This is a genomic window from Nonomuraea sp. CA-141351 (genome assembly GCF_050944675.1).
Lineage (GTDB): Bacteria > Actinomycetota > Actinomycetes > Streptosporangiales > Streptosporangiaceae > Nonomuraea.
Map to the genome: position 1 here is coordinate 12,085,750 of NZ_CP191982.1, position 19,564 is coordinate 12,105,313.

Consider the following 19,564-nt stretch of genomic DNA (forward strand, 5'->3'; position numbering starts at 1 on the left):
CCAGGAGTTCCCTGGTGCACCTGATCGATGTGGTGTGCGCGGTGAGATCCCGCCGCGTGTTGCCTCGCCCCATCGTGGAGTACCTCGCCTTTCGGGTTCCTCCCCCGGATGTGGGAAGCATGCCGACCTCCGTCCCGGGGGAGACGAAGACGGGTCGGTAGTTCAGATGATGGCGCTGTCGAGGCCCGCGTACGTCAGGAATGCCTGTAGTGCCTGGCCGTAGAGCTCATTCATCACCGCGCGCTGTTCCGGGTTCCAGTCGGCGTAGATCTGTTTGATGATCGTGGCCAGGTCGGAACTGAACTTCTTGTCGTGGATCGAGTGGTCCACGATGTGCAGCGTCATATCGGTCTCGCCCCGGCGGGCACGGCCCGCGAGTTGGATGAGCATGACCAGCATGCTCGCCACGAGTTCCTTGCGGAGGTCGTGGTCCATGTTGGAGAACCGGGCTGGCGAACGCAGAATCTTGGAGAGCTGCCTCCAGGATGCCTCGCTGGCCGTCATGACGGCGGCCAAGGGCTCATCACTCCCGCCTGGCGGGAGAGAATTGATACCGACGGCGTTGACGCTCGCGTGCAGCCAGTCAGTGTCTTCGATGCTGAGGACAGGGCGAACACACAGGTAGATGTCGCTGACCGCCGATCTGGTGCCGACCACGATGTTGAGGCCCCGTCCGATGACCGCGAGGGGAGCGATCAGTATTTCTCCACGTTCGGGGAAGTCCTTCAGCTCCTCCCGGATCATCCTGTCGACCTGCGCGGGCAGGTGCTCCTCATAGCTCTGCTTCTCGGTCCTCTTCACCAGGAGGCATACCCGGTGGCTCAAGCCGTCGGCCTGAGCCACCCCGGAGGCGAGGTAGGCGGCCTGCTCATAGGAGTTGACGGCGAGGATGACGCGGGCCCGGTTTTTGTCCTTCCGCTCCAAGGAAGCCAACCGCCTGGCGAGTTGCTGCTCGTACAGACCCCTGCCGAGATCCCGCAGGGCGTTGGGTTTCCGTTCCGGTGGAAGTCCTCCGATCCTCATGGCATCGCCGTTGTGCCCGCGGACGGGAGTAGGAACGGTGACGATGGATTCGGGGCGGGTGTCGGGCAGCCACCAGCGGACGGGGGCGTGGATGTGTTCCTGTACCGCCTGTGGGAGGTAGGCGGTTGCGGACAGTCCCATGATCGGGCGTTGCACGCCGGCGGTCAGCAAGGAGGTGAGGCCCCCGAGTTCGGAGACGAAGGTGTGCGGGTCGCCGCCGAAGGAGCGGGAGAGGAGTTCGGCTTCCCTCTCCTTGTTCTCCATTCCCTTGACCTGGTAACCGTGGATGGATCGGCCCAGCATCGCCAGCGGGTAGAGAGTGACGACTGTGCCGCTCCGCATGGTTTCGAGGATCTTGCGGACGGACCCGAGATCGAGGTAGCGCAGTGCCTGCGCCTGTTCCCGAAGGTTGTCCAAAGCGGTGTCGAGTTCTCGTAGCACGCTGCGGGTGACCAGGAGGTTCACCGTGGCGGACCGCTTGTGCGCGTTCGGCACGATGTCCGCGAGGAGTTTGCGCATTTCCTCGCGGGTCTCGGTGAGGTAGTCCTGACCGCGTTGTGCGGTAAGGATCGTGAGGGCAGCCTGAATGGCTTCCCAATCGGCCCCACTGGGGAAGCCAGGACTCTCACCCGGCGCGGAGTCGTCGTACCAGCGTGCGGGCATGAGCTCGTCAAGGAGCGAGAAGAGTTCTGGGGGTATCTCTTCGGCTGAGGTCTCGTCCGGAAAGAGCAACTGGAGGATTTCTCGGTCACGGGAGCGGGCCAACCGCCAGCCGGCGTTGTCACGGCTGGCCCCATCTGGGCCATCCGTTTCGTTGCCCGGGTTCAGCTTCAACCCGCTATCGGAGCAGAGCCACAACAGCAGCATCTCCGCCATGAGCCTGGCATGGCTAACGGGGGACACCAGGTCCATCTCATGGGCAAGAGGGAGGTTCTTGGCGTCCTGATCGATCTCTCGGAGCGCGGTGGTCCGCTTCCGGGACGCCAGGGTGATTTCGGAGGTGCAGCGGCTGATGGCCTGCGTCTGGAAGGCGTCGATCTCATCAATGATGAGGACGTCGCAGGACCGCAGCGTCAGCTCCAGCACGCTCATGCCGCTGGTACCGCGGGCCTTGCCGTGGAACTCCTGTCCGTCCAGGACGACGCCAATGCGGGTGCGTCCTTCCAGCAGGTTAGCGTGGTTGGTGACGATCACGGCCGCGTCGGTCGCCTGGTAGAACTGCTGGAACTTACCGCACACCGGTGCGAAGGAGCAGGTGTGACGAACGGAGCCGTTAGCCACGGAGGTCAGTGAGGTGCAGTTCTCCTCGCCGTATGGATACAGGGTCGGCGGGTCCATTAAGGCTCGCTGGGCGCAGCCTGCCGACAGTAGGCCGAGATCGGTCCTGGTCCGGAGATCCCACTGGTCTATCCGGCCAGACGGGCTGAGGGCCGCGTAGTCCATGGCCCGACGATGCATGCTGGCCGGCGACATCAGCGGAGTGCAGTGCGCTGGATCAGCGAGCTTTCCAATCCGATGCAAGTAGGCAAGGTCCTTGTTGATGTCCCAGGCCATGTCCAGGGTGGCGCGAACGTCGGTCACCGCGAGAGCGATCCGGATGCTGTTGAGGGCGGCCCACGATGCCAGCACCCTGACGAGGACCGTCTTGCCGCTTCCTGTGGGTGCGTTCAGAACCTGAAGGTCTCCTGACGTCAAGTCGAGCTCAGTCAGTTCTCCTCGGGTGGTCTTCATGCCCTTGAAGAAGCCCTTGAGGGTCTGATGCAAGTAGGCGACGCTCTTGTCCTGTTCGCTCAGGGTCTTGGCGACCTTGAGGAGGGACTCTACCGACGGCGCTACCCGGTCCCGCTGCGGGCGGGTCCTCACCTGGGGCAATGCCTCGTGGCCGGGTGCTTCGAGGAAGCCGGGGGTTTCTGGGATGTGGATGGTGCGGCTGGTCGTGCCGTGCTCCTTACCCAGGTAGGCGGTCCTGGTCTTGTAGGTTCCCGGACCCGCGAATGCCTGGGCTTTAGGACGTTTGCCGAAGGTGAAGAACGGGCCGGTGACACGCTGTGCGTACGCGAGGTAGGCCCCTCCCACTCGGGGGATGACCGCGTCGGCCAGGTGAGGCTCGCCTTCTGGTAGACGCAGAGAACCGCCTGACTTATCGGCCAGGGCCGGATCGGGGGCATGTGTACCGAGCAGCGCGAGAACCGCCGCTTTGAGCTTCTTCGGATCGGTCCATTCCGGCGACATCAAGACCATCACCTGGCGTATGGCGTCGCGCTCCGTTGCCGGTAGGCTGGCCCATCCCGACCATGCCTGCGGTTTGCGGTGCGCGAAGAACGTGGCCTCCTCGAATCCCGCCAGGATGCGGTCCTCATCGTCCTTGCGGGGGAAGTAGAGCGCCGCCAGCGCGAGTGCCCCTGCCAGACCCGCCTCGCGCCCCGTCATCTCCCCGCTCATACCTGGCCTTCCCTGACCTCGGTGACGATCATTTCCAGATAGGCGGTTGCCGTCATCGCCGCCTTCATCCCGTGCATGCGGCACACCATGTCGAGTTGCGCCACCTGCTCTTGCCGATGATCAGGAACAACCAGATACTCCGCGCCTCCCCTGTCACCGCCGTCGAGGTGCAGCTTGCTGACCAGATGATTCACCCACGTATAGTCCTTGAAGTCGGCGGGGAACCTCGATTCTCCGCCGTCCTGGTGGGCGATCCACAGATCACACTGGTCCCCGTTGGGCCACAGGTGAGACGTCCAAGAAGTACCCTTCAGCGCATCTGCCACAGCCCGATGCAGACTCAGTTCCGGCAAGCCCGGAACAACTGTGTACCGCCAGACAGGCCGCACGAGCGCTATGTAGTCCTCAACCGGCTTGGCCTCCGGCAACCGCGGCACGGCACCCGTCCACAAGCGGGCGGACCGTCCGGACGGCACCCGACACTCAAAGGTCGGACTCAGCTCAGGCGCCGTCTTCTTCCTGGAGGTCATCACGAATTCGTAGGACGCACCCGTCTCCTCATGCCAGTGATAAAGGCACCGGACCCTGCCGCGGGTACGTGCGCCCGAACGGGTGACCGTCACTTTCATCGGCCACCCACAGGCGGGGCAGGCCCACCACCATCCGTTGTGCTGCGCGTACTGCGGAACCGGCTTGTAGAAGCCATTGGCGCGGGACGGCAGTTTAAGATCGGTGAGTCCGCCGACACGGACCGTCGGATTCTCCACCAACGTGGTGCGGTGCCTCACATAAAAGGGACCCTTGATCGCGCTGAAGACGGCTTCCTGGCTGTACTCGTCGTCGAGCTTGGGCTTCGTCACCTGGCCGCTGAACCTACCGACCTTCTCCGCGGCCCGGATAACGCGCTGAGCTTCGTGCCGAAAGTCGAAACCGTCCTCGGTAGCCACGCCTTCGCTGTCCAGGAGCCGCACACCCGCGAGGGCCTCGGTGTCGATCCAGTCGGGCAACAGGCCCTCAAGGGAACCCGCTCGGTCACCGGTAAGCCTGCCCAGCAGTTCCTCGAACCGGATCAGATGCCCAGGCCCGCAAACCGCCATCAGGATGGCGTGGGCCTCGATGAGATGCCCCAGACGCTTTGGACCATCCAGGTCCTCGCCAGCTATCGCGTGCTCGCATACGGCGAATGCCTTGACGATTTCCAGGAGGGAGTGGGTCTGCTGAATGTCGGTTGTGTCGTCAGCGTGCGTCACGAGCCGGAACCCTACGCCAAGGCGCCGACAAAAAGTGGAGAGCTTCCCGGAAGAATCAACGGGAAATCTCTTCGACGCCCTTAGTACCGACTTCCGGATACATGGTGCGATAAGCGTCAAGGTAGTCGATAACGTGACGCTTCCCAGAGTCGGTGAGGAACCACCGGTACGGTCCATGGGTCACTCCATCCGGGTGGCGGAGCACGATGAACCCCCTGCTCGGGGTGCGCCCGTCAGGACTTTGCCCTACGGCCAGGTAGTGCGGTCCACGCCCGGCCAGGCTACCGTCCACACCCTGTTCACCAGCCCGTGCAACCCGGATCGTGATCTTCCACAACCATTGCGAAAGCAGCGGCGCGGGCGGACCTGTTTCGCGAGGAACGTCGAGACCCGCACGGGCGACAGCCCTGCCACGCCGGGTCATCTCCACCCGAGTACGCGGCACATCCCCTATCCCGTTGATGTAAATCCGGTCCCGATATGCTCTGATCAGATCGCGCCGCTCCAGGGCCGCCATCGAGGATCCGGCTCCCGGATCATGAACGCCGGCCTGGCGCAACCGCTCCTGCAAAGTGGTGTACCCAACGAGGTTGGGTGGGGCCGAGAGCGCCATAGTCATACGTCGCCATACAGCCGCCGGCTGGCTCACCTCGCCGGCGTGCCGCTTGCGCTGCTGCTCCTTTTCTTCCTCCTGGTCCTGCAAGAAGATGCAGGTCAGATAAATGCGTTGCCGCTCGTTGAGGCCATGCCAAGCAGTCAGAGATTCGGTTGGCATCTGGCGGGGTTGCCGAGCCGAAAGTACCGGAAGAGAATCTTGTGGACGACAACGACGCCAAGCGTCCATCACCAGGCGATCAGGAACCCCGTACACCTGGGCCAGCAACCGCACTACCCGCCCAGGAGTCTCCGGAGATCGCCACGTCCAGCCGCGTACCTGTCTGCCCGACTCCAGGTCACGGATCTTCTCCGCGCTGACATTCAACCCCTGCGCAGCTCGTTTGTCTCGCAGCGCGGATGCAGTCTCCTCCGCGCTCATACCCGCGGCGCGCCGCAGATCCGTAAGGGTCTCAGTTCCTCGCTCACGTCCAGTCAGATCTTGTGCATCACAACCCAAAACCTCAAGCAGCCGCCCAAAGGAACGATCACCCACTGTCCGCGTTCCAGCTTCCCAGTAGCGAACGGCGCGCGAAGTAACGCCGACGGCCTCAGCCAGCTCCGTCACGCTCATGCCTACGAACTCGCGCTGACGCGCGAGAGCTTGGGACGAGATCGACTGTGCCATGTTCCCAGGAAAACGCAGCGAACTGTTCACTGCAACTGTGCGCCTGCCGATAATGCCATCCACACAGATCATCCGGCTTGCATGGCGTTACCAGCAGAGCCTGGCCGATCTGCCGGCCAGGCGCCGTGACCTGATCGTCGAGCTGTGCCTGGCAGGCCCATCACGGCTTCGCTCGTTTCTGATAGATCAAGCCACCCGTCATGCAGATATGCACACCTGCGTATCTTCAGGCCGTTGAGGATCCAGGCCAGAGCTCCCAGCGGTTGGCTCGTCCTCGCCGCACCTCAGCATCGGGGTACTGGTCCTGAAGCTCCTTCAAGCGCTCGACGACCTCCGGGATCGGCAGGCCTGACGGAATCACCGCGAGCGGTTCAGCTTTTGGCTTCAACGGAGCCACCGGCTGCTTCGGAGCGGAAGCGCTGTAAAGGATCTTCCGAGCTTCCTTGAGCCGAGCAGCCCAGCTGGGCCATGCCGGACATGGACCATCCCAAGGCGGAGTGGACCAACCGTGGCTGGAGAAGGGAGCCAGACAGTCCGCACACATGTCCTCGGACGCAAGTGGCGGGACGGCGAGGAGCTTCTCCAGTTTTTGACGTGCCAAGCCCAACTTTATCTGGAGCTTGGAGCGTTCATCTCGGCTTGTGGCTGCCTTCAGAGCGGCGTCTATCTCGGGGAGCTTGGCGCGCAACTCCTCGACCTCGGACTGCCGATTTAGACGGTAGTAGAATAATGTGATTTCGCGCCGACCCTTGGGCAGCCGGCCATGCGCGTCGACGACGTCCTCGGGGTCGCCGACGAGGTTGGTGAGCCGTTCGATCACTGATCTCAGCTGTGCGATGGTGCGGTCGTGTTCGGCCACCTGTTCGGCGCGTCTGCGCGGGTCCATTGCCGGAAAGCGTGTGCCATCACGCAGTCCGGCAACTTCATGCAGTTCGAACTCCATCCGAGATTGAAGTTCGAGCAGAGACAGCCTCGCATGCTCGCGCTCTGGGTCATATCGTAAGCGGTCACGATCACAACGCTCACGGTCGGCGGCCTGCCGCGCCTTGAACTCGCGATCCTGGCGGGCCATCATCGCGTCGATCTGCTTCTTGGTCATGGGGCGGTGGCCTGGTTCGGCGCGTGCCCATTCGCCCATGATCTGCTGGGCTCTCTCCAGGTCCTTGGCCCGGTCGTTCAGGACCCAGGGGTTCCAGTCAGCGTCGTCATGAAGTTCTATGAACAGCGCCCGCGCGGCAATGAACTCCTCCACGGACGACGTTGCGCCCTCTTTGGGCTTCCAGAGCAGGCCGTCATGCTCGATGACGCCATCTGGGTGGTTGTGCTTGTCCTCGGGGGCCATGCGGCCATCCTCCTCCCCTTGTCAGTCTTTCGTCCGAAGCAGCAGAAGATCGTGGCTGGTGAATGCCTTCAAGGTTTCGCGACAGCGGCTCGTGCAGACCGACGTGGCCCTGATCGTCTTTCGTTGCCCCACGCGACCACCGGCAGCAATTTTCAAAGGGGTGCCTCAGCCCATCGCCGCATGGAGAGATGCCATCGAACAATGTCAATCACAAACTAGCAGCGTCATCGCACTGTTGCCCGGCCATTGTTCATGTATGTGGTACGACCTGAACCAGGACGGTGGTCTCCTTCCTTGACGTGCAGGATGCCGCGGAAGCACAGGAGTCTGCCCGAAGATCCTGATCCTTGCTTCGGGCGCCGCATGAAGATCTCCTGACCACCATGAGGCACCATGAGGCCGCCCCACGGTGCTTGCCAGTAAGATCAACCTTTGTCGGCACCACCCGCAGTTCAGCCGCGGAGTGACCAGCTTTACGGCCGTCATTGGATGGTGAGCGAAAGCACGGCTACCTTCGCATGAAAATCTGTGTCGCTGATTTGCTGAGAGAAGAGGCTTGCAACAAGCTTGCCGTTGCTTCTGCTGCTGCCGCTACTAGTCGCTGAATTGGCCATTTAGGCATTTCCTCATCGGCCATGATGGCTTTGCAGACTAGCTGGGCATCTGGGCTGCCGGCTACCTTGGTCTCCCCATCACCACTGCTGTGATCCTGTACTAAGCGCAGGGCATCTACGACCCATTGGTGCGCTCGCGCGCGAGCTGCGGGTTCGTCGCGAGGGTCGTCGCTAGCCAGGTCCGGCAGATCCGTCGTCATTTCGCCCGCCGCATCGGGAGCAATCTGGGCGATCATCGACAGAGCGCTAAGCCGTACGCTGCCGTTACTGTCAGATTCTTCCTCGCTGAGAATTACAGCGGCATGCTCTGCTGCTCTCTTGAGTAGTTCCCTGGTAAGTTCGTGCGGCGCGGAGATATAACGTTCCATGCCGAGATGTGAGTTCACTTCGGTCGCTGTCAGTTCAGCCGCCACACCGACAACAGCCAAGATCCCGCACACCTGCTCGTAGAGATCGCCGTCATCGTCGAGTGCTTCTTCGAGTGCGCGATGCATGTCGTTGTACGCCTCGCCGGCCTCCACACCGAAAGGGCGCGGACTTCCATCATCCGGGTCGGTCAGCGTCTGCGCGCGCACGAATTCAGTCATGGCATCGTATGTCTCTGCGAGCAGGTCCACGCGGTCAACGGCCGCTCTCACTGGCCCTGTCCCTGCCATCACCAGTGTCGAATATACGAGCTGGTGAAATGTATCGGTGTCTTCAATGACAATATCGATGATCCATTGGCACTGCTCGGCGTTCAGCAACACAGGTCTGTGGATCGCAAGCCAAATTGCGGCGTGAGCCGCAGCTGCGGCTTCCATCTCCTGCTGGTCCTGGTCGATGGTCGCGTCGATTCGTTCAGTCTCTAGTTCGGCCAGTAGGGCAACGACTTCATCGTCGCCCAAGCCATGCAACAGTTGCCAGGCATTGTTGACATGGCGGAGAGAGGATGCGAGCGTCGCCAGTGTTTTCAGACCCGCCCACAACAACTGGCGTAGCTGGTCGGCACTGCGTTTGTTAGCCTGCCGGTGCGTCTCACCATCACGGGCTCTGTTCCAGTCAAGTGCATGCTCCTCCATGAACTTCTCGATTAGCAGGTGGCCGCGCATCTCATCTTCGGTCCAGCCTTCTGTGGCGTCCTCTGAAGCAGTCTGACGTGCTTTTCGCAACAGGTCGGCGGCGAGGGCGGGATCGCCTGCTCCCTGGACGGTACGCATGGCATCTGTGCCTGACTGTGCTTCAAGCTGGGCAGCACGGATCAGCAGGGTCCCCAAGGCTTGGACGAGTGCTCCTCCCCAGGGGTGTTCGGCAGCGCCGGCGGTGATGTCGTGTGGATCAACTGCGGGACTGCCTACCCGCCGGCCGGGTTCCCAGAGCGATCGAACGGCGCCGGCAAGGAGGTATCGGGCGTTGATCGCCAGGAGGTCCTTGTCTAGCCTGCGGCTTTCACGGCGGATTTGAGCCGGCCTGATCATTCACATAAGAAAAGTGCCCTTGAGCTGGGAGGATCGGACTTGTCTAAGGCCCCGTCCAACCCAGATCAGAAGGCACTTTCCGAGTGAACTCTATCGCTTCTCGCCGCAAGATCACCGTGTCCGCCGACGGCCGAGGGCTGGTCTCCCACGGTGGTGGTCTGCTGCTGATGCAGACGCTGCGCATCACCGGACTGGACAAGGCCCTGTCACAGCGGCTGGAGCGCTGGCGACTCAGCCGCACCGTCCACGATCCCGCGAAGATCGTCACCGATCTGGCCCTCACCCTGGCACTCGGCGGGGACTGCCTGGCCGACATCGCCCTGCTGCGCTCCCAGCCCGAGCTGTTCGGCCCGGTCGCCTCCGACCCGACCGTCTCACGCCTGATCGACCGGCTCGCCGCCGATGAAGCCCGCGCACTGCACGCGATCCGCGCCGCCCCCGCCACCGCACGCCAGCGCGCCTGGCACCTGGCCGGTGACCGCGCCCCGGGAGCCGACGGCCAGCCCGTGATCGTCGATCTCGACGCCACCATCGTCATCTCGCACTCCGACAAGCAGCACGCGGCCCCGACCTGGAAGAAAAGCTACGGCTTCCACCCGATGACCGCCTTCGCCGACCACCAGGGCGACGGCGGCGGCGAGCCCCTGGCCCTGCTGCTGCGGCCCGGCAACGCCGGCTCCAACACCGCCGCCGACCACATCGAGACCACCCGCCTCGCCCTCGCCCAGCTTCCCAAGCACTTGCGGCGCAAGGCGCTCATCCGCGCCGACTCCGGCGGCGGCACCCACGAGTTCCTCGCCTGGCTCACCCGCCCCGGACGCTGGCTGAAGTACTCCATCGGCTTCACCATCACCGACGACATCGCCGCCGCCATCCTCAAACTCCCGGCCACCGCCTGGACCCCCGCCTACAACGCCGACCGCCGGCCACGCCCGGGTGCCTGGGTCGCCGAGCTCACCGGCCTGCTGAAGCTGACCGGCTGGCCCAAAGGCATGCGCGTCATCGTCCGCAAAGAACGGCCGCACCCCGGCGCCCAGCTGCGATTCACCGACCTCGACGGACACCGCTTCACCTGCTTCGTCACCGGCACCCCGGCGGGCAACTCGCCGATCTGGAACTTCGCCACCGCCGCCGCGCCCGCGCCGAAGACCGCATCCGCGCCGCTAAGGACACCGGCCTGCGCAACCTGCCCCTGCACGACTTCACCCAGAACCAGATCTGGCTCGAGATCGTCGCCCTGGCCTGCGAACTGCTCGCATGGATGCAGATGCTCGTCCTGCACGGCACCGACGCCCGCCGCTACGAGCCCAAACGCCTGCGGCTGCGCCTGTTCGCCGTGGCCGGCCGGCTGGTGCACGGCGGCCGCCGCCTGCACCTGCGCATCCCCGCGCACTGGCCCTGGGCCCGCCAGATCATCACCGCCCTGGCCCGCCTGCACGCCCTACCGGCACCGACCTGACCACCAACCAACCGCCCCCACGATCAGGAAAGGAGACCCGCGGGCCCGTGGAACCCCGCCCACCCGGCGCGACAGCCGGGCACCCACGCTGACCACAGCGAGGAAATCGACCTCCAGCTGAATCCCTCAGCTAACCAGCTCAAGGTCGAGAAAGATCGAGGCTAGCAGCGCCTCCGGTGGCCAGTGCGGCCGTGGCTGGTCGTCTTCATCATCGAATGGCGGTAGCCAGTTGTCGGCGTCGTATGGCTCGTCGTATCGAGAGATACTCACCTCAGCCACAGAATATGCAAGCAGTTCAGGACTCCACGTGGTCAGGTGACGGCCGAGCGCAGCGACCGCAACCGCGATCTGTTCAAGCTCGCCTCCGGCCAGCAGAACGTAGATGGTTGCCCCGCCTGGATATCCCAGGACGCGGTAGTCCTGGATTGCGCCGCCGTGCTCGTGCTCGTTCTCCGGCTCATCCTCGGACATGACAAGTGGCGAGTCCCACCCGACCTCGATGGCCGTGGCGACCGCTTCCATTAACCGGTCCGTATCCACTCGACCTGAATCGGCGCCCGATATCTTGATCATTCCGAGGTGTGGCATGAAGCCCTCCCTGACCACCGAGCTGTACCTGGTTCGAAGCCCTTCAACGCGGATGTAATCCATCCAATCGCCTAACGCTTATATCACCCGTCTCCTACATGACGGACTCGGACAGGGCTTTGATACGTGATCGAAATATGTCATGACTGCATCGGCGAGCATCGTTCCTGCTCAGCGGGGCGAAGCCACGCGGTATGCGGGAGCCCGCGACCGGGGCTTTGGTAGGTGGGAGGGTGGCGAGCAACGCACGCTCATTGCTGCATGTCACCTCTCGTCGGAATAGGCGAGCGCCGTGTGCAGTAGTTGGTCCACAATGTCGCGGTGCCGACTCATGTGCTCAACGCAGAGCTTAAGAAGCCGGATGCGCTGGACCAGACCTCATGGGCAGCGATCCAAGACCCGTTCGTCCGTCTGAAGAAGGCGGTGGGCGACCAGGACCGGCCGCTGATCGTAGGGTCGGCGAAGGAGATGGTGGAGGCGACAGCTCGAGTTGTCCTGCAGGCGCGGGGCAACCCGGCCAGCAGCGGAGATGACTACGCGAAGGTCCTGGGGCTCGCGCACAAGGCCATCGAGCGTCAACCCGGGCCCGGCATCACGAAGGACGCCGCTGTGCGTCAAGCGGCGGATGCTGCACGCAAACTGGCGGGTCTACTTCGCGAGCTCCGTAACTCGTATGGCACAGGACATGGCCGGTCGACGCTCCAGCAGATCGAGGACGAGGTCCTCGAAACCTGTATCGATGGCGCATTGCTTTGGGTTCGCTGGGCGCTCCGTCGTCTCCAACACGTGCTTGCCGGGGCGCTACAGCCGCTGATCAATGACCTGCGTACCGGCACGTTCGCCATGGGGGGTCTGGCCGCACGCCTGGAGGCCGCCGACCTGCCGAACCTCACTTCGGATGACAGACGAGCCTTGGGAGTCGCTGTCGGGCAGAGGGCTGCGCGTAACACCTTCACTGTCCGAATCGATGGCGTCGAAGCGTGCGCCTTGAGCCAGGACGATGTCGCCTGGCCATCCGAATACCGGGAGGGCGTGGCAGAGGGCCTGTTCATCGACCAGTTCGGGCAGGTCCAGGTCGATGAGCAGGTCCTCGGCGTCAAGCTCGCGGCCGAGGTGTTGTCTACACATGCCGACCAAGCCCGAGTGCTCGGTGACCTCAAGGAGAAACTTTCGACGGCTGCGTGGTCTCCCTCGTTCGTCAGCCAATGGGGACGGGTAGTGGCCGAGATGCGTCTGCACGGAACATCGCTGCGGCAGGAGGCTGCCCGGCAGGTCTGGTCGGAGATCGCTGATTACCTCGACACCACGGGTACCAGCTATACAACGGCGCAGAACAGTACGAACTGGCTTTAAGTGGAGCTTTTCGTATCGCGCGTCACTGTTGCTCTTGGGGTGTTCTCGCGAGTACCTCAGGGTGCCCAGTGCTGGGAGGCCGATGCGGGCGCTCACCGCCCTCCCAGCACCTGAGTGCCGAACTGATCACGAGAGACTGCTCTTCAAGCGGGTCTCCGTGGAGGTACTCGATGCACGAGGCTTATGCAGCTGCAGGACAGCTTGGGTTTCGGAGGAGGGCGCGACGCCGAGGGCGTCAAGGCGGGCTTTGAGGTGGCGCGGCCACCAACGCCAGCAACCCCTGGCAGAACGCGTGGGGGCGACCTGTCATGGGCACCCGAGCAAGCGATAGAGTGTCAGCCTAGAGCGGTACCTATGCCCCGCCCTCAACACGGATGGCAGACCCACGCACAGCCGTGGGCGAAGCTGACGCCAGCCACACGATGACCTCGGCGACTGTGCTGCCGATAATGCCATCCGCGCAGGTTATCCAGCTTGCATGGCTTTACCGGCAGCGCCTGGGCGATTCGCCGGCCAGACCGGGGTGATGTGGTCGTCGAGCTGTCCGTAGTGGCCCCATCTCGGATTCGCACGTTCGTGAACGATCATCACAGGTCGGTTGGGACAGAATCACCCCCTTCGTGGACCGCAAACCATCCGAGACGTCAGCTCGCCAATCGAATGCAAAGGAAGAAAGGTCAAGGGATACAACCCACGCCATAGTTGCTCGTTGGATGCTCGTCGGCACCTGATATGGCATAACACCGGGCGGCATTCTTGGACATTTCAAACGCGGAAAACGCGTGACACCGCGACACAATGAGACACGATTCGATAGTGGTCGCTTTTAATCCGTAGGTTCCGGGTTCGAGCCCCGGGCGCCCTACCACTCCGACCTGGGGTTTCCCGCGATCCTGTAGTCGAGTCGTCTGATCGTGAGTCACGGTGGGACACCTGTGAGTCACGTACCAGGGCGAGCGTTGTTGACCTTGCGCGCGGTCTTGCGAGCCGCTTTGAGGACCAGCCGGGCGGTGGCCCGGGCGCTGTCGTGATAAAGCTGCGGCAGCACCGACGTGTACGTGTCGGCGGTGAGCACGGATGCTGGCATGTCCGAGCAGGCCCTGCACCACCCGCAGATCCGCTCCTGCCGCCAGGGCCAACGTCGCGGCTCCAGGGCGCACTCAGGCCGAGGTGCCGGAGCGCGCCCAAGCAAGGCTGTCGCGTGCTTCGAGGGTGTCCGGGTGGTCCGAACCGAGCAGCCGGGATCTGGCCCTGACCACGTGCTCCAGAAGGACTCTGGCCTCGGCGAACTCGCCGAGCCGCAGCAGAGTGATCGCCAGGTTGTTCTCCGTGGTGAGCGTCTCGGGATGGGTCTTCCCCAGGCGTCTCCTGCACACCTCAAGGGTCCTGCGGTACTCGGCTTCGGCCTCGGGGAAGCGTTCGGTGGTAAGAAGCAGGAAGGCCAGGTTTCCCCACGTGTAGATGGTGGACGGATGCTCCGCACCGTAATTATTGCGCCGTATTTCAAGGACACTTCTGTACTCGGCCTCGGCTTTCGCTGATTTCCCTTGCTCCAGCCAGGCCCGCGCCAAAGAATGGCGTGAACTGAGAATATTCTGATGTTCCTCCCCGAAAGTCTTCCGCAGTTCGCCGAGAATCGAAATGTGCTCCGCTTCGGCCTCGTCCACCCGCCCCTGCAGCCGCCAGACCACCGCGCGGTTGTGCCGCAGCGTCAGAACCATCGGCCGACTATCCGGCCTGCTCACGGCGGAGGAGTCGAGCAGTCTCCGGTAAAGCTCCGCCGCCTCGTCGATCTGGCCCAGGTCCTTGAGGGTCAGGGCCAGGCCGTTGATTGATTCAATCGCCTCGGATTCGATGTCGGCGCCGTCGCCGCCTCTCAGGATCTCCTGGAAGAGCGCGGACGCCTCCTTCCACTTTCCAGCCGCATGAAGAGTCGCGGCCAGGTCGTTGCGGATGTTCCGGGCCTCGATCTTCGTGTTCTCCCGATTGCGGTCGCAGGCCGAGAGGGCTTGCCGCAATTGAGATTCCGCGGCTTTGAGTTTTCCCTGGAGCAGGAGGTTGGAGCCCATCGCCGCCATCGTCGCCAGACATGACGGATGATCCGGGCCCAAGGCGTCTTGTAGCTTTCTGAGAGTTCCTTTCAGCTCGCGTTCGGCCCTCCGGTGGTCACCGTTATGGCCAAGGGCGGTCGCCCATTCGTACCGTGTCGCCAGTGTCAGCGGGTGTTCCGGGCCCAGATGCTTTTCGCGGATGTTCAGGATGTCCCTGAAGATGGCCACTGCCTCGCCGTGGTTGCCTTGGAGTCTGAGCGTCGCGGCGAGGTTGCCCCGCCCCGCCAGGACGGTCGGGTGGTGCGGAACGAGTTGCGCTCCCTGGAAGTCGAGGATGCTCCGGAACTCTTTCTCCGCACGTTTGACGTTTGTGCTACTTGAGCGGACTAGACAGGTCGCAAGCGCGTGTCTGATCTCCAGGGTGTCGGGATGCTTGGGTCCGAGGACCTCTTCCGCGTCACTGAGCAGCACCCGCAATCCGGCCTCGGCCGATACGTCGTCGCCTGCTATCTGCATGGTCAGTGCGAGGTTCAGGCGGGTCTTGAGGGTCGACGGATGCTTCTCTCCGAGAACCCTCGTCTCAGCTTCGAGTACGTGGCGGAACTCCGTTTCCGCCTCGGCCAGCTGCTGCTTATGCCGGAGGATGATCGCCAGCTCGTGCCTGCTGGCCAGCGTGTCGGGATTCGACTCTCCCACGAGCCTCGTGAACAGATTGAGAATGGCGCGGATCTCGTGCTCCGCCTCGTCGTATCTGCCCAGCGCCGTCAGCGACAGCGCCCGATCATGCCGGCTCAGGAGGGTGCAATGAGCGTCTTCCCCGAAGACGGCGGTTTCGACCGAGATGACCTCGTCGAATTCGGCGACGGCTTCGGAGTGCTCTCCCCGTCGGGCCATCACCGCGGCCGCCTCGTAACGGCACGCCAGCGTCCGCGGATCACGTTCTCCGAAGGACGTCGCGTTCTTCTCTGTCAGGACCCGGAAACCCTCGTCGGCGCCGAGCAGGTCGCCGGAATCACGGAGAATCAGGATGGACTGATAGTGGACACCTCGGAGCGCTTCCTCGGGTTCACCGTGGGCCACCGCCTTGTCGACCACCGACCGGCCGAACTCGTTCGCGGCGACGTAGTCACCTCGCGACCGAAGGTAGCTGATGGCCGACTCCGCAGTGACCATGAGATCCTTCGAGGCTCCGGGGGCCGACCAGCTCTGCTCATGGTCGATGATGCTTCGCCAGTGGGAGACGACCTCGTCCCATTCTCTCCAGAGCGCGGGATCCCTGCCGTGCGACGGCGTGCACTGCAGGAGGAGGTCACGCGCGGTGTTCCAGACGTCTCTCTGGTCAGGTGACCGGTGCTTCAGCGAGGCGAGCGTCACCTCTGCGACCAGCCGGTGCACCAGAAATCGCGGTTCGGCGGCGTGCTCGGCGACGGCCAGCAGCCCGAACCTCTTCAGGCCGGACACAGCGTCACGGATCTGATCGCCTTCGGCCTCGCCGGGCCGGTGAGCCGTGATCGCGTCGGGATCCGCCACATGGCGAGGGAGGAGGACTCCGGGTGCATAGCATGACAGGACCTGGAGCACCCACGACGCGGACATGACGCCACGCCGCCGGAGCAGGTCCAAGGACAGTTCCCAGGTTCTGCCGATCGTGTGTCGCGCGCGTTCCTCGCTCGAACGCAGGTCGCCAGCCGATTCGGGTTCGTGGACGTCGAGGAACAGCGGAGACCGGGACACAGCGTCGACGTAGTCGGCGAAGGTTCTCGCCGTCGCCAGCGGATCTTCCCCGGCCTCGGCCAGATAGGACCCCGCGAGGTGGAGGGCCAGCGGAAGGTTGGAGAGACGGATGCTCAGCCTCCGCGCATCGGCGATCACCCCCGCAGTGGGGGCGAGATCCAGGAGGATCCTGGCTCCGCTCGTCTCGTCGACGCCCTGAACACTGTGAAACGTGGCGAGCTTGTTCCCCCACACGCGTTTGTTGGTGTCTCGCGTGGTGACGACGATGCCCTGGCATCGCCCGACCAGCTGGCGTATCCACCCTGCTCCTGACGACAGCCGGGATCCGGGGCACGTCAGGACATCCAGGTCGTCGGCGTTGTCGATGACGAGGAACCAGGGCTTATCCCAGTCGGCCAGATGATGCCAGAGGAGGTCGGCGGCCCGCTGCATGGATTCCCGCCACGCGTGCAGTGCCGCTTCGGGGGACGCGCCGGCGACGAGCGCCGCGTGGCGGAATCCGGCGGCCGCGCCGTCGGGAGACGACCCGTTGATCCAGAGGACGCGATGGCCTTTCTCCTCCATCATCGACGCCACCGTGAGAGCCGTCGCCGTCTTCCCCACGCCGCCCATTCCGCTGAGGACGTGGATGCGTCGGTCGCGTCCGGAGCGCACCAACTCCTGGACCAGTCTGTCGCGGCCGTGGAGCCGCGGCGGCAGATAGCCGTACGGCGGCTGGACGGAGCCGGTGGGCAGGAGCTCACCCGGTGTCGGGATCCTGTCCTTCGGGCTCCAGTCTGAGTAAAGGTGGATGGGAGCGTTGAACACACTTCCGGGGGCGTTGAGTCCGCTGGACCCCTCGACGTTGTTGTGCACTTACGCGTCTCCCCGCGCGCCTGCCGCCGAGCCGAAGTTCATGGTGATCGGTGCGGTGAACACCGAACCGGGCGCGTTCAACCCGGTCGAGTACGCCACGAAGTTCGATGCGGACGGATCGCGGGCCGTCCGCCAGGCCTCGATCTCGGCCCGGAACCCCGGATCCGCGATGGCGTCGCGCCGCAGCGCCGCAGTGAGCAGTGCGACGGCCTCCGGTCCGGTGTCGTGTCTGTCCAGGACGTCGCCGACCTCCGGCTCCTGCCCGAATCTGTTTTTCAGGCGCTCCCACATGGCGGTCGTGGCCGCCTGTCCCCATGCGCCGGTCGCTCCGCCGAGTGCCGCAAGTGCGATCTCTCCGAAGATCGGATCCATGATTTCCCCCGTGTGAGGCTCAGGCTGAGATGCCAACAAGTCTGCGCGCCGAAGGTCCCGCGTGTGGTGCCAATCCGAGATAAGTCGAATTTGTCGGTCGTGATCGCTACGTTGTCCATGACCCGAACGCGATCATGGTCCCGCTCACACCCCCTGCGAGGCATCGGCATGTCCGCGGAATGGAAACTGGCGGACGGAGATCACTTCACCATGCCGCCCAGTTGGGCCCGCGTCCTCCACCCGCGCAGAGGCGGCTTCCGTGTTCCGGTCAGGACCCCCGACCCGGAAGCCCCCAGAGGTCGCTGCGATACTGGCCGCCCACCACCAGACGTTCCGAGGGTGCCTGGAACTGTCCCCAGACCCGGACCTCGCCGAGGCCGGGCTGGCCTGCCTCCATGGAAGCCCCGGCGCCACCCTGCTGGGTGCGGCCGCCGTCGTCGAGGCCGCCGGGATGTGCATGGGCTGGCAGGACGCGGCGAGGCTGACCGCGTTCGCCGAGGTCTGGCAGGCCGAGCGCGGGTTGCCCGTTGTCTTTCGGCGCTTCGAACACAAAGGGCCCACCAGCGGCAGGACGAGGACTGACAGAGCTGGCCGATACCGCGGTGGGGTCGGGCGGTGTTGTAGTGCTCCAGGTACCGGCTGAGGGTTCGGCGCAGGTGCTGCTCGTGGAGGATGAGCGTTCGGTCGAGAAGGTCGCGGCGTAGGGTGTCGATCATTCTCTCGCAGTGTGCGTTGGCTTTGGGGGCTTGTGGCGGGCTCTTGAGGACGCGCAGGCCCGCGTCGGCGAAGACCATGTCGAAGGCATCGGTGAACTGGCTGGCACGGCCGCGGAGCAGGAACTTGATGATCGTCGTGTCGGTGTCCATGAGGAAGTTACGGGCGGCTTGGGCGGTCCATTCGCCCGTGGGGTGGCGGTTACGCCGAGCAGGTGGACGCGGCGGCTGCGGTGTTCGAGCAGGACCAGGGCGTAGATGCGTTTGAGGTTGATGGTGTCGACGTGGAGGAAGTCGACGGCAACGACATGTTCGGCCTGGGTGGTCAGGAACTGCGTCCATGTTGGTCCGCTGCGGCGCGGGGCGGGGTCGATCCCGGCCTGGTTCAGGATGTTCCACACGGTAGCAGCGGCGATCTTGTGACCGAGGCGGGTCAGCTCACCGTGGATCCGCCGATGACCCCCGGTGGGATTGTCGGCGGCCATGCGCAGCACCAGGGCCTTTACCGTAGCTGCGGTGGGTGGTCTCCCGGGGCGGCGACATCGACTGTAGTCCCATGCGTTCGTTGCGAGCTTGCGGTGCCAGGTCAGCAGGGTAGCCGGGGAGATCGAGAACATCTTCGCCCAGCGGCGTCGGGGTATCAGAGACGAGAGCGCCGCCAACCACAGGCCGTCGGCTGGCTCATAGCGCACCCGTGGGACCTGACGGCGCAGGAACTGCATTCTCGTGCCTGAGCACCAGCAATTCCGCCTCCTTGGAGACGTCACTGTGAAACAGCGGCGCGGGGCAGCACAGCAGACGTCGAGTGACGGCGTACACCGTGGACAAGAGCACTCACGATGATTCCAGGCAACTCGAACCAGTTTCCCACTGTCCCAGGACGCCCGGCCCGACCAGGCGATGAACCCCGGCGTTGGCGACGAATCGTGTTCTTGAGTCTCACAGGACGCAGCGCTATCAGCGGGGCTATGTTCAGTGTATGGCGGAGCACCCAGTAGAACCCGGACAGGAACTGCAGGCAGATCGCCT

The 19,564-nt window shown here is 64.0% G+C and carries 12 protein-coding genes and 1 pseudogene; 2 read left to right on the top strand and 11 right to left on the bottom strand.

The genetic code is table 11. The features are described 5' to 3' along the window. Positions 1-162 precede the first annotated feature (162 nt). The 5 genes from ACQPWU_RS56875 to ACQPWU_RS56895 all read right to left on the bottom strand — a co-directional run bounded on the left by ACQPWU_RS56875 (position 163) and on the right by ACQPWU_RS56895 (position 9,209). Positions 163-3,465: a hypothetical protein gene (locus tag ACQPWU_RS56875; RefSeq protein ID WP_433435412.1), complete on the bottom strand. Its 3,303-nt coding sequence runs from the start codon at positions 3,463-3,465 to the stop codon at positions 163-165. After that, the gene (locus ACQPWU_RS56880; protein ID WP_433435413.1) at positions 3,462-4,715 is read right to left on the bottom strand and encodes a hypothetical protein; all 1,254 of its coding nucleotides are present in this window, start codon (positions 4,713-4,715) and stop codon (positions 3,462-3,464) included. Before ACQPWU_RS56880 ends, ACQPWU_RS56875 begins: the two co-directional genes overlap by 4 nt. A gap of 55 nt (positions 4,716-4,770) precedes the next feature. Next, complete coding sequence (locus ACQPWU_RS56885) at positions 4,771-6,069, bottom strand: helix-turn-helix domain-containing protein (protein ID WP_433435414.1); 1,299 nt, start codon at positions 6,067-6,069, stop codon at positions 4,771-4,773. 154 nt (positions 6,070-6,223) lie between these two features. Next, a complete protein-coding gene (locus ACQPWU_RS56890; protein WP_433435415.1) occupies positions 6,224-7,339 on the bottom strand; it encodes a hypothetical protein in 1,116 nt (371 codons plus the stop codon). A gap of 508 nt (positions 7,340-7,847) precedes the next feature. Then, positions 7,848-9,209, bottom strand: coding sequence for a hypothetical protein (locus ACQPWU_RS56895; protein WP_433435416.1), 1,362 nt, complete (start codon positions 9,207-9,209; stop codon positions 7,848-7,850). 284 nt (positions 9,210-9,493) lie between these two features. Here ACQPWU_RS56895 and ACQPWU_RS56900 point away from each other — a divergent pair. After that, positions 9,494-10,869 (top strand): annotated as a pseudogene (locus ACQPWU_RS56900) (IS1380 family transposase). A gap of 126 nt (positions 10,870-10,995) precedes the next feature. On the opposite strand, the gene ACQPWU_RS56905 reads toward ACQPWU_RS56900, so the two are convergent. After that, positions 10,996-11,520, bottom strand: coding sequence for a hypothetical protein (locus tag ACQPWU_RS56905; RefSeq protein WP_433435417.1), 525 nt, complete (start codon positions 11,518-11,520; stop codon positions 10,996-10,998). Positions 11,521-11,778: 258 nt separating this feature from the next. Between ACQPWU_RS56905 and ACQPWU_RS56910 the strand changes: the two genes are divergently transcribed. Further along, positions 11,779-12,810: an abortive infection family protein gene (locus ACQPWU_RS56910; RefSeq protein ID WP_433435418.1), complete on the top strand. Its 1,032-nt coding sequence runs from the start codon at positions 11,779-11,781 to the stop codon at positions 12,808-12,810. Between the two features lie 940 nt (positions 12,811-13,750). On the opposite strand, the gene ACQPWU_RS56915 is transcribed toward ACQPWU_RS56910, so the two are convergent. From ACQPWU_RS56915 to ACQPWU_RS56935, 5 genes are all read right to left on the bottom strand, one after another. Next, positions 13,751-13,897 (bottom strand): hypothetical protein, encoded by a 147-nt coding sequence (locus ACQPWU_RS56915; RefSeq protein ID WP_433435419.1) that lies wholly within the window; start codon positions 13,895-13,897, stop codon positions 13,751-13,753. Positions 13,898-13,970: 73 nt separating this feature from the next. Continuing rightward, positions 13,971-17,450, bottom strand: coding sequence for a tetratricopeptide repeat protein (locus ACQPWU_RS56920; RefSeq protein WP_433435420.1), 3,480 nt, complete (start codon positions 17,448-17,450; stop codon positions 13,971-13,973). Next, the gene (locus ACQPWU_RS56925) at positions 17,451-17,822 is read right to left on the bottom strand and encodes a hypothetical protein (RefSeq protein ID WP_433435421.1); all 372 of its coding nucleotides are present in this window, start codon (positions 17,820-17,822) and stop codon (positions 17,451-17,453) included. It lies immediately after the preceding gene. A gap of 200 nt (positions 17,823-18,022) precedes the next feature. Next, on the bottom strand, positions 18,023-18,616 hold the full coding sequence (locus tag ACQPWU_RS56930) for an integrase core domain-containing protein (RefSeq protein ID WP_433445547.1): 594 nt from the start codon (positions 18,614-18,616) through the stop codon (positions 18,023-18,025). After that, positions 18,535-19,257, bottom strand: a complete 723-nt coding sequence (locus tag ACQPWU_RS56935; RefSeq protein ID WP_433445601.1) for a hypothetical protein — start codon at positions 19,255-19,257, stop codon at positions 18,535-18,537. The genes ACQPWU_RS56930 and ACQPWU_RS56935 overlap by 82 nt, the downstream gene beginning before the upstream one ends. Positions 19,258-19,564: the final 307 nt, after the last annotated feature.

Coding starts and splice junctions, on each gene's coding strand:
- ACQPWU_RS56885 (WP_433435414.1), bottom strand. CDS start 6,069: ATGATCTGTGTGGATGGCATTATCGGCAGGCGCACAGTTGCAGTGAAC.
- ACQPWU_RS56890 (WP_433435415.1), bottom strand. CDS start 7,339: ATGGCCCCCGAGGACAAGCACAACCACCCAGATGGCGTCATCGAGCAT.
- ACQPWU_RS56930 (WP_433445547.1), bottom strand. CDS start 18,616: ATGGTCTTCGCCGACGCGGGCCTGCGCGTCCTCAAGAGCCCGCCACAA.
- ACQPWU_RS56875 (WP_433435412.1), bottom strand. CDS start 3,465: ATGAGCGGGGAGATGACGGGGCGCGAGGCGGGTCTGGCAGGGGCACTC.
- ACQPWU_RS56935 (WP_433445601.1), bottom strand. CDS start 19,257: ATGCAGTTCCTGCGCCGTCAGGTCCCACGGGTGCGCTATGAGCCAGCC.
- ACQPWU_RS56925 (WP_433435421.1), bottom strand. CDS start 17,822: ATGGATCCGATCTTCGGAGAGATCGCACTTGCGGCACTCGGCGGAGCG.
- ACQPWU_RS56905 (WP_433435417.1), bottom strand. CDS start 11,520: ATGGATTACATCCGCGTTGAAGGGCTTCGAACCAGGTACAGCTCGGTG.
- ACQPWU_RS56915 (WP_433435419.1), bottom strand. CDS start 13,897: ATGCCAGCATCCGTGCTCACCGCCGACACGTACACGTCGGTGCTGCCG.